Annotated in this window: 4 protein-coding genes; 3 read left to right on the top strand and 1 reads right to left on the bottom strand. The window is 49.2% G+C overall.

Going from position 1 to position 11,846, the window contains the following annotated elements; genetic code table 11:
• Positions 1–36: 36 nt before the first annotated feature.
• On the bottom strand, positions 37–4,158 hold the full coding sequence (locus HGH92_RS31215) for a two-component regulator propeller domain-containing protein (RefSeq protein WP_168874770.1): 4,122 nt from the start codon (positions 4,156–4,158) through the stop codon (positions 37–39).
• Positions 4,159–4,514: 356 nt separating this feature from the next.
• Between HGH92_RS31215 and HGH92_RS31210 the strand changes: the two genes are divergently transcribed.
• From HGH92_RS31210 to HGH92_RS31200, 3 genes are all read left to right on the top strand, one after another.
• Entirely contained in the window at positions 4,515–6,959 is a 2,445-nt protein-coding gene (locus HGH92_RS31210) for a glycosyl hydrolase family 95 catalytic domain-containing protein (protein ID WP_168874769.1), read from the top strand.
• 200 nt (positions 6,960–7,159) lie between these two features.
• On the top strand, positions 7,160–10,024 hold the full coding sequence (locus tag HGH92_RS31205) for a SusC/RagA family TonB-linked outer membrane protein (protein WP_168874768.1): 2,865 nt from the start codon (positions 7,160–7,162) through the stop codon (positions 10,022–10,024).
• An 18-nt stretch (positions 10,025–10,042) separates the two neighbouring features.
• Positions 10,043–11,821, top strand: coding sequence for a RagB/SusD family nutrient uptake outer membrane protein (locus HGH92_RS31200; protein WP_168874767.1), 1,779 nt, complete (start codon positions 10,043–10,045; stop codon positions 11,819–11,821).
• The last annotated feature ends 25 nt before the right edge of the window (positions 11,822–11,846 follow it).

Raw genomic sequence — 11,846 nt, 5'->3', positions numbered from 1 at the left:
ATGCCCCTTTTGCCGGTGGATTCACAGTAACCGATATCAGACTTTCTTCCGGTGCGCCCCTTTTTTACGCGCCTCTATTTTTTCCAGTTTATATTTATCTTCAAACACTTTCCGGTAACGTCGTATATACTCGGAGGGGTTCATCCCAAACAGCTTGTTGAACTGCTCCCGGAAGTATTTAACATCATTGATGCCCACCTGGAAACCTATTTCATTAATATTGAGACTTGTGTTGATCATCAGTTCAGCCGCTTTTCTCAGGCGGATGAAGCGGACAAACCCCCGCAGCGATTCTCCCGACACCTGCCGTATCTTTTTATATACCGAAGAATAACTCATCCCTATTTCCCTGGCCAGCACCTTAATCGTAAAATCTTCATTGTCAAGATTGGCTTCCACAATAGCCATGCATTTTTCCACGAACTGTTTGTACTCGCCTGAAACCCTTAAATCATTTTTACGGAGGGTCACTTCATTCAGAAAATAGTTACGCAGGTTGTCTCTCGTTTGCAGTATGCTGTGTACTGTTGCTGCCAACAGTTCCCTTTCAAACGGTTTCGTGATATAATAGTCGCTGCCTACTTCAGCGCTTGCCAGCTTTCCTTCTTCCGCAGAAGAGCCTGTGAGCAGGATGACCGGGATATGGTTCAGCAGCGTATTCTGTTTGATTTCTTTACAAAGCTCCAGCCCCGACATGGTTTCCATCCGGATATCACTGATGACCACATCAGGCAGCGTGGTCATGGCTTTTTCCAGTCCTTCCTTTCCATCGCCGGCTTCCTCAATATGAAAAGTTGACCGGAACATGCCGGAAATATACTGTCGTATCTGTATATCATCATCTACGATCAGCATCGTCTGCTTAGATGTGATCAGCGTGCTGATTTCCTCTCCGTCCGGCTCTTCCGGCGAAGCAACTTCCAGTTTCTCTTCCGCCATAGCTTCCAGGAAACCGGTTTTGTCTGCAGGAGCGGCATTGTCCTGTTCATGGTCCGGCTGATCTGTGCAGCAAGGTAAAACAACTGTGAAGAGGGTGCCCTTACTTTCTTCACTTTCAAAACTCACTGTTCCATGGTGCAGTTCAACAAACTTTTTTACCAGGTACAGCCCGATGCCGAATCCTGATTTTCCGGCAGATGCGCTCCCTTCCGAGCGATAGAATTTCTCAAATACATGACGGCTGCTCTCCGCCGGAATACCATATCCTGTATCGGCGATGGTTATCTCCACCTGATCGTCGGCATGATGCAGCTTCATTGCCACACTGCCGCCGGCAGGTGTATATTTAAAAGCATTCGATAACAGATTAAAAAGCGCTGTTTCCAGTTTCTCCCTGTCTCCGATGATCCACAATTCTCCCCCGCCATCGTCAAAGGAATATGCCTGGCTGGCTGACTGTGCCTGTTGTTCAAACGACAGAAACACATCCCTGCAGAGTTCAGTGAGGTTAACGCGGGCCGGTTTCATTTTATCGATGTCACTGTCTGCCCTTCTGAACAGCAGCAACTGGTCCAGCAAACGCAGCAAGCGCCGTGCATTGCGATATATTGTAGTAAACTCCCGCTGATGTTTTCCATCAGGGCCCTGTTCCTGCATCAGGTCTTTCACCGGGTTGATGATCAGCGTGAGAGGTGTACGAAATTCATGCGATACGTTGGTAAAGAAAGCTATTTTCTTTTCATTGAGTTCTCTTTCCTTTTCGGCATTCATATTGGCCATGGCCACCTGGTACCTGAGCTTTCGTTGTTTTGTTTTATAGGTGATGTACACTATCGCCAGGGCCATGACTATCAGCAGGTATAAAAAGAAGGCCCACCAGGAGGCATACCAGGGAGGCAACACGGTTATCTCCAGGCTGATTTCGTTGTTTATCCATTGTCCTTCCGCATTGGTGCTTTTTACCCGGAACGTGTAATGTCCGGCGGCGAGATGCGTGTAAGTGGCTGTTCTGCTGTTGCCGCTCTGGTTCCAGTCTTTGTCCCAGCCGTCCATATAATAGGCATAGGATATTTTATCAGCGGTGGAATAATCCAGCGCGGCGAAGTCGAAGGTAAAAACGGCCTCGCGGAATGGTACTTTGATTTTACGAATGTTATCGCCCTGTTGTTCATCAATATAACCCGCCTTTTTCCCGATGGGCATATTGTTGACATGAATATCCGTGAACAACATTTTAAGTTTTTCACCGGATGCCAGGATATTGGAAGGCCGGAACAGGTCCACTCCCTTGATCCCACCGAACATCAATTCTCCGGATTGAAGCCTCAGGGCTGCATTGTAGCTGAATTGATTACTGGACAGCCCGTCTCCCTGATAAAAATTGGTAAAAATTTCCCGGTCGGGGTTAAACCTGGAGATTCCGTAAAAAGTACTGATCCAGAGATCGCCAGTTTCGTCTTCCAGGATATTCAGCACGGCATTGTTACACAATCCCTCTGCCGCCGTATAGCGCTTTAGCAATGTTCCCTGTGCGCGGTCAAACAGCAGCAACCCACCGCCTTCCGTGCCCACCCAGAAACGGCCTTTGCGGTCTTCGTGAATGGCCCTTACCGGATTACCGAGCATGTAGCTGATATTGTTATGATGCTGCGGGTCAATTTTTATCAGACTGCGAAGATCACCTGCCCACAGCTGTCCGGAGCGGTCTTCTTTCATGGTGAAGAGATCTGTCAGCTTGTCGTCTGTGAGCTTAAACGTATCCTGCCGCCGGTCATACTGGTACAGTGCTCCCCTGTACAACGCGCCTCTGCCGAATGTTCCGGCCCATAAGGTATTGTGGCTGTCTTTATAAAGCAGGTACACGGTTTTACTCTCGTTCCGGTTATTTGGGTAAGCCAGCCTGTAATGCCGGAAGGAATTTGTTTTCCGGTCGAACCTGTTGATACCACCCCAGAACGTGGAGACCCAGATGTTCTGTTCATGATCGCATTGCACGTTCGTTACAAAGTTATCGCTGAGAGATGCCGGCACTCCCGGGCGGTGACTAAAATTGGTAAACTGTCCGGTTTTCCTTTGCCACCGGCTTAGACCGCCACCATCTGTTCCTACCCAGATGGTACTATCGTTTTCTTCACAAAATGCAAAAATGAAATTACTGACAAGGCTGTTGCTGTTCAGCGGATCATGCAGCACAGACCGAAACCTGTCTTTCTTGGGATCTATGATATTGATCCCGCCCCTCAGTGTCCCGATCCATTTGCGGCCGTCCGTATCTTCGTAAACCGCGCTGACGGAGCCACTCGCCAGGGTGTAGTTGCTATTGCCGGCCGGAATGTTTTCTTCCCTGGCCCCGTTTTCCGTACGGATGATGTCTATGCCCCCACCGTTAGTGGCCACCCAAAGCCTTCCGCTTTTGTCGAGATACAGGCCTGACACCTTATTATAAGACAGTTTTCCGTTTTCTTCTGTAAATGACTCCAGGTACTGATTGGAGGACACGGCGTATTTCAATAATCCGTTGGGCGTGCCTATCCATAACAGATCTCTGTCAGCCTTCATACAGTCTGCCGTCGGGAAAGCAGCGTTCACTATCTGAATGGCGGTAATATTGCCGTTTGCCCTGCATAGTCCCCTGCCCTGTACAAAGCACCACACCGCTCCATTGCCGGTTATCTCAATACCTCCTGCATCGTAGAATGCCAGCCGCTGGCCGTTAGCATACAATGGCACCTGGACGGCGGTATATGTTCCTGCGGCACAAAACAACAGGCCCAGGTTCTCTGTTCCGATCAACATGTTTCCTTTCGCATCTCTCTTAATGTCCCGCACCACGGCAGTTATCCGCTCCAACCGGGTGGTACCTGCCACCTGGTACTGTACGCTGCTGAATTTCCCGGAAACATGATCATAGATATTAATTCCCTGTCTTGTGCCGATCCATAATTTGTATTGTAAATCTTCATTGATCGTAAAAACCCAGTTATTTACCAGGGAACTGCTGTCATTGAACCTGTTGCGGAACACCTTAAACACATTGCCATCGTACCTGTTCAGGCCGTCATAGGTACCAAACCACATAAATCCTTTATGGTCCTGGAACACACAACGGACCGCATTATTTGACAACCCCTGCTCTATGCCCAGGTATGAAATAACATGATAAGGGTTATCGCCGGCGGAGAAACCGGATACGTGGAACGCTGCAGCAAATAGTAACATGCAGCACATTACAAGTTTTTTCATCCCGTGAAATTGAAAAATACTGTTCTACTTTGGTTGATCGGCCGAATTACGAATTCACCCCCTGTCCTTTGTTACAATTTACTCCGGGAAAAACGGGCAGCGAGGGGGGACAGTCTCATAATTCAGGGTGTATAATAGTAATTTTTGTCTAAACGACAATTTTTAATTCATTCCGCTGTATTTTGGTCGGGAAAGCCAACAGGAAGGATCTGGGCACAGCAAACGTATCAACCCGCCGCTGTTGGAAAACGATCAATGAACCAGCCAGGCTTTTATAGCAGAGATATGCTTTCGGGGACTATACCTGTAATAAGCACCAAAATCAAATTTTCATGTTAAGAGTCAATTTGACATTTAAAATACTTATTGTCATTTTTTTGGTACTGACGGTCCCACGGAGCATTTCGGGGCAAAAACATCCGCTTTCACTTTGGTACAGGTATCCCGCAAAAGAATGGATCGAAGCACTGCCGGTGGGTAACGGCACATTGGGCGCTATGGTGTTTGGCGGTACGGGCCATGACCGCCTGCAGCTAAACGACATTACTGTCTGGTCCGGCAGTCCGCAACCCGACGCTGACAGAAAAGACGCCTATAAATTCCTGGATACCATCCGGACGGCTATACGACAAGAGCAATATAAAAAAGCGCAGGAGCTTACCGCCCGGTATATGACCTCCCCGGCGCCCTACTATTCTTCCTATCAGACCCTGGGGGATATTTTTCTTCATTATGAATCTGCAGCGCCCACCAGCTCATACAGGCGGTGGCTGGACATAGAACAGGCGATTTCGGGAGTAAGTTTCAATCAATCAGGGACCACCTATACACGGGAAACATTTTCAAGTGCTGCGGACAGTGTGCTGGTCCATCACATCAAAGCCGACGGCAACACGCCGATGGCAGTCAGCATTTTCCTTCACCGGAAAGAAAAGTCGCAGACCAGGTTCGAAGCGCCCAATAAACTGATCATGACAGGCAATACCGGTCCTGCACTTGATTTTGAAGTACAACTGGCAGCTGTTACCGACGGCCTTATCGAGGGCGGCAGCGACAGCATCACTGTCAGGAACGCCCGGGAACTCACCCTTTATGTATCAGCCGGCACTTCCTACGTTCTGGATTATGACAAAGGCTTCAAAGGAGAGCATCCGCACCGGAAAACAACCTTGCGGCTGCAACAAGCCATCAGTAAAGGATATAGCCGGTTAAAAGCAACTCATACCGCCGATTATGAAAGATTGTTCAACAGGGTCAGCATCGATCTGGGCGCCGCGGCAGACTCGCTCCCGACAGATGAGCGGCTTCGCAATTACGGCGATGGAAAAAAAGATCCGGGATTTGCCGCGCTGTTCTATCAATATGGCCGGTACCTGCTGATATCTTCCAGTCGCCCCGCCAATCAGCTGCCTTCCAATTCACAGGGTCTGTGGGGCGACGGGTTCGATCTGCCCTGGAAATGTGACTATAAGTCCAACATCAATTACCAGATGAATTACTGGCCGGCGGAGCCTACGAACCTGAGCGAACTGCATGGACCCATGATCCGGCTTACCACCGCCCTCGTGGCTCCCGGCAGCAAAACAGCCAAAGCGTATTTCGGGCCCGACACCCCTGGTTGGTGCTATGGCTATACGACCAACGGCTGGGGATGGACAAGCCCCGGAGCCGCCCTGCCATGGGGCGTGTTTGCCGGTGGCAGCGGCTGGGCATGCCAGCATCTGTGGGAGCACTATGCCTTCGGCAGGGATATCCGCTATCTGGAAAAAATTTACCCGGTACTGAAAGGCGCCGCAGCATTCTATCTGGCCACCATGATCAAAGATGCGGCAGGGCACCTGGTCACCTCTCCTTCCACATCTCCCGAAAATAATTTTATCACAGACGACAAACAAAAAGGCAGTGTTACGGAAGGCGCCACTATGGAAAAAGCAATCGTCTGGGACCTGTTCGATAATGTGGCCGTGGCCTGCCGTATACTCCATACCGACGAAGCGTTCAGAAAAAAACTGATAGCAGCCAGGGACAACATAAGCCCTCTGAGAACAGGCAAGGGAGGCCAGCTGGAAGAATGGAACAAGGACTGGGACCTTAACACCGATGATCCGCACCACAGGCACGTGTCGCATCTGTTCCCGCTCCATCCCGGCCATCAGGTAACTGTTTTCCAGACACCGGAACTGGCCGCTGCTGCCAAACGTACACTCGAACTGCGGGGCGATGACGGCACCGGGTGGTCCATCGCCTGGAAGGAGAATTTTTGGGCCAGGCTGCGCAACGGCGATCATGCCCACCGGCTGCTGTCCTATCAGCTTCGACCCACCACACAGCTGAAAACTGTGATGGCCGATGCCGGCGGTACCTATCCCAACCTCTTTGACGCGCATCCTCCCTTTCAGATCGATGGCAATTTCGGTGCCGTCAGCGGCATCACCGAAATGCTGTTGCAGAGCCATGAAACATACACCACCCGGGATGGCACATATGCTTATGTAATTGATATCCTGCCAGCCCTTCCGGCCGCATGGCCTGATGGCTCCGTGAGCGGATTGCGCGCCCGGGGAGGATTTGAGGCAGACATTAACTGGCGCAACGGCCGGTTGACAAGTTTCACCATCAGGTCCGCCAACGGAGAACCCTGTAAAATTCGTACAGCCGTTCCGGTGACAGCAGCCGGAAGCCCGGTAAAAAGCACAGCGAAGCAAGGTTATTATATATACGAACTACAAACACAAAGCGGTAAAACCTACAAGATGCAAAGCATGGAAAAACTATAATGCGTTTGCAACCTGCTGACGCAAACAAAACAGGATACCGGAAAAACTTCTATGCGAAAAGAAAACTGTTCAATCACTTCGTCCACTATGAAAAAGAATTAACTGATCAGATAATCCATCAAAAATTCCAATTGTAATGATCAGGGCTAAAAGCGGTTTTGGCCCTGACAGAGAACTTCTTGTCTTTATAAACTTCCACTATGAAAAGAAATCTAACCGCAGGTGTGCTGCTACCTTCTGGTATAGGAAGGCAAGTGTGCTGTAAGGTCCGCCTGGTCCTTCCGGCTATGCTGTTGCTGTTTTCTTCCGCCAGGGCGCAATTGGCCGATACAACGAAGGCTGATACAAAAACGGCGGCTGTCACAGAAACCACCACCGTTCCGGTCCTCTATGGAGAACAAGCCAAAAACAGATTGCTCCAGTCTGCCGTAACAGTGTATACCAACCAGTTAGTCACCACGCCAAGTCCTCAGTTTTTACAGGCATTGCCTGGCCGCATACCAGGTTTAAATATCTATTTCAGCAGTGGTGGCCCGGGCCTGGACGGCAATGGAATGGGCTTCAACATCCGCGGGGCAAGAGCGCAAATAATACTGATTGACGGAGTTGAACGGGGATACCAGTCCATTGATCCGGAACAAATTGAATCCATTACCGTATTAAAGGACGCACTATCGACGGTAATGTTCGGACAACGCTCTTCGTACGGTATCATCTCCATCAGAACCAAAAAAGGAGATATCGGCAAACCCCGCATTTCATTTACCGCCCAATCGGGCTTTGAAACGCCGACCGCCATGCCCAAACCATTGCCGGCCTGGCAATATGCCACGCTGTATAATGAAGCCAGGCAAAATGATGCAGGCAACGTCGCCATCCCGCCACAATATACACAGGCCCAAATTGATGCCTATCAACATCATACAGACCCTTATACATATCCCGATGTAGACTGGTACAATACCGTTCTCCGGAAAAGAGCCGGCATATCCCGTTATAATCTTAACCTCCAGGGCAGTGGAAAAGGCTTCAGGTATTTCGTTGACCTGGACAATGTGCGGGAAAATGGTATTATCAGGACCAGCGACGATAATAAGTACAATACAAACGCCCAGTTGAACAGGTACGCGCTGCGTTCAAATGTAGGCGTTGATGTAACACCGGTGACTTTTGTGCAGCTGAACCTCTTCGGCCGCTTTCAGCGTTACAACCAACCCGGCGGAGGCGTGTCAAATATTTTTTCATCTTTATTAAACACGCCCCAACTCGCCTATCCTGTTTTCAATCCCGACGGCTCCTTCGGGGGCAGCGACAAATACCAGGGCAATGCCAACATATGGGGACAGGCCGTCGCCAGGGGATATCAGTTCCAGGATGTAAGAGATATGGCGGTTGACCTGGAGGTCACGCAGAAACTTGATGTATTGACAAAAGGTCTTGTTCTCACAGCAAAAGCCTCCAATAACAATACAGCCTATTATTCAACTATACGGGATAAAAACTTTGAAGTATACCAGTACCTGAATGGAGCCTATACGAAGTATGGATCAACAACAGAACAAACAACCAGGGGCAGTCTGAATGAAAGGTCCCGCATCGTGTACCTGGAAGGAGCACTGGCTTATGACCGGGCTTTTAAAAAGCACGCTCTTTCCATATTGACAGTTGCCAACCAGCAAAGCAAACTGGCATTCAACACCACGAACCTGCCGGAAAACTACACCGCTTATTCAGGTAAACTGAACTATAGTTTTGATGATAAATACGTGGCCGAAGGCGCGGTCAGCTATGGAGGCTACAACTGGCTGGCGCCATCAAAACGCTGGGCAACATACTGGGCCGGAGGTATTGGCTGGAACCTGCATAAGGAAGCGTTCATCAGCCGCAACCTGCCTTTCATCAGCCTTCTCAAACTGAGAGCGAACTATGGATTGACCGGCCAGGTAAATGCCGGTTACTTTTCCTATATACAGACCTATTTCAACGCCAACGGCTATTGGTTCGGCTCCGGCTCTTCTCTCGACAAAAGCTCCGGAGAAAATGCGATCGCCAATACAGGCCTGAGCCCTGAAAAAGCGAAAAAACTGAACGCTGGAATTGATCTTGGTCTCTGGAACAACAAACTGACAATAACAGCAGATTACTTCTTCAACAAGTTCTACGATCTTGTTGCCGCCCCCACCTTCACAACTGCCATTTTTGGCGCAGGCTATCCAACACAGAATTACCAGCGGTTCAACTACTGGGGCGCAGATATTTCAGTCAAATGGCAGCAGCGCATAAAAGCGTTCAGTTATTTTGTTTCCGGTAATTTTTCTGTTGTGCAGTCGAAGGTGGTTTATAATGGAGAACTACCTAAAAACTACGATTATCAGGTCACGACCGGGATGCCGGTAGGACTGCAATATGGCTATACCGCAACCGGCCTGTTTAAATCCTATGACGAAATCAATGACCCCGCTACCGCAGTAATGCCTTCCTCACCTAAATCATCGCTGAGGCCCGGCGATATACGTTACCTGGACCGCAACGGCGACGGTCAGATCACAGTTGACGACCAGGGACCGATTGGCAATGCAAAACCCACGATATACTATGGTCTCTATACCGGCTTTAGCTTTAAAGGCCTTGATCTTTCGGTACTTATCCAGGGTACGCTCAATCGTCAGAGTACCTTAAACGGCGATTTCATGAACGGCTTTGGAAACAGCGGACAGAATAATGCCTATGAATATAACCTGGGCCGGTTTACAACAGCTACCGCCGAAACGGCTAAACAACCGAGGCTATGGCTGGGCAACAATACCAATAATACCCAGCCCTCCTCTTTTTGGTTGAAGGATAACGATTTTGTACGCCTCAAAAACGTAGAGATAGGCTACACTTTCCCTGAAAAACTATCCCGCAGGATTGGCCTTCCTTCCGTACGACTGTTTGCCAATGGGTTGAACCTGCTTACCTGGGCGGAAATTTATGATGTCAGGAAAGACCTCGACCCCGAGGCCTGGGGAGGAGCTTATCCCATTATGAAGATTTTCAATTTCGGTATCAACATTAAATTTTAACCGGCAATGCATTGTTGTATGAAAAAGAATTATAGCTGGACCTGTCTTGTTTTTATGGCTGTTGTCTTTACCGTATCATCCTGTAAAAAAGCGTTTGAAGACAAGCCGCTTGAACTGCTTACGATAGATTATATTTTCGATGAGAACGACCCTACCGGGGACCAGGCATACAAATGGGTCACAAACATATACACGAAAATCCCTTCCGGGTATAACCGGATGTTGGGCGGTTCCAGCTGGGGCCTCAATGGAGGACAGCGAAGCAACATTTCTCTGGTACCATTAGAATGTTTTTCAGATGACGCTGTTCCAAGCGCAGATGGTAATGAAGGATGGAATATCATTCGCGGCGGCTACAGTCCCGTTACCACATTTGACGACAACTGGGGGAACTGTTACAGCGCCATCAGGGCAGCCAATATTTTTTTAATGAATTACCAGCGGGTCCCCTGGGCCGATTCATCCCGCAGAGTATGGCTTCCCAACGAGGCCCGGGCCCTCAGGACTTATTTTTATTACGAATTGATAAGAAGATATGGAGGCGTACCGTTGATAGGCGACAAAATTTTCGACTCCAACGATGCAGGATTATTAAATCTTAAACGCAACAGCTTTCAGGAGTGTGTAAACTACATCGTATCAGAACTGGACATAGCGAAAGACAGCCTGCGCCCCGACGCCTCCCTGGCTGGCAGGACCACCGATGCCGATTTCGGGAAAATGCGCAAAAGCATTGTAATGGCTATCAAGGCAAAAGTATTGCTCCTCGCCGCAAGCCCCTTGTTTAACCCATCGTCTACCCCCGGCAGGTCATATACCGGCTACGCATCCTACAACGCAGAAAGATGGAAAGCCGCTGCTGATGCAGCAAAAGCGGTGATGGACCTGGGCATCTATGACCTGGAGCCCAATCGTTACACCCTCATGCTGGCCAGAGCGAACAAGGAACATATTTTCTTCAGAATGAGTGATCCCCGTATTGACAATTCCTATTCCTATTATATGTCGCCACCCGGCTACAAACCGGCAAACCGTAACAGTGAAGGACGTGTAAGCCCCACACAGGAATTCGTTGACGCCTTCCCGATGAAAAACGGAAAGGCGGTTACCGATGCTTCATCCGGCTATAACCTATCAAATCCTTACACCAACCGCGATCCTCGCTTAGACCAAACGGTATTTTACAATGGCGCTAAATGGCTGCAAAGGCCAGTGGAAATTTTTGAAGGCGGCAAAGACAAGCCAAACGATGCAATACTTGCCCCTGTACAGACACAAACGGGTTATTATGCTAAAAAATTCTGTGCAAATGACAGCAGCAGTGCCAACTATACCAATACCTTTTTCCGGGATGGCGGCTTCGTTCCGCCATGGTGCATTATCCGATATGCAGACATTCTTTTAATGTACGCCGAAGCACAGAATGAATATTCAGGGCCTGATGCGTCCGTGTATGCGGCTATTGAGAAAATCCGCCAGCGGGCCGGACTGTCTCCCTATGCGCTGCCTCCGGGATTGTCTCAGGGACAGATGCGTGAGGTTGTCCGCAACGAACGCCGTATTGAACTGGCATTTGAAGAACAAAGATTCTGGGACATACGCAGGTGGAAAATCGCGAAAGCCGTTTACGGGACCACGCTTCATGGCGTCACCATCACCAAAAACGCAAATGGTACATTCAACTATTCCCCCAAGGTGGTCACCACGCCCTATTTCACGGATGCTATGTACCTGTTCCCCATTGCCATAAAAGAAACGCAGGTAAACGGCGGAATGGAACAAAACCCCGGCTATTAACCTTTTTGTTACAATAAACAGCATA

Origin of the sequence: Chitinophaga varians (assembly GCF_012641275.1) — a bacterium.
GTDB classification, from domain to species: domain Bacteria; phylum Bacteroidota; class Bacteroidia; order Chitinophagales; family Chitinophagaceae; genus Chitinophaga; species Chitinophaga varians_A.
Note: the sequence above shows the minus strand (reverse complement) of the source record. Positions and strands in the feature narration are given on the sequence as shown.

Coding starts and splice junctions, on each gene's coding strand:
- HGH92_RS31215 (WP_168874770.1), bottom strand. CDS start 4,158: ATGTTACTATTTGCTGCAGCGTTCCACGTATCCGGTTTCTCCGCCGGC.
- HGH92_RS31210 (WP_168874769.1), top strand. CDS start 4,515: ATGTTAAGAGTCAATTTGACATTTAAAATACTTATTGTCATTTTTTTG.
- HGH92_RS31205 (WP_168874768.1), top strand. CDS start 7,160: ATGAAAAGAAATCTAACCGCAGGTGTGCTGCTACCTTCTGGTATAGGA.
- HGH92_RS31200 (WP_168874767.1), top strand. CDS start 10,043: ATGAAAAAGAATTATAGCTGGACCTGTCTTGTTTTTATGGCTGTTGTC.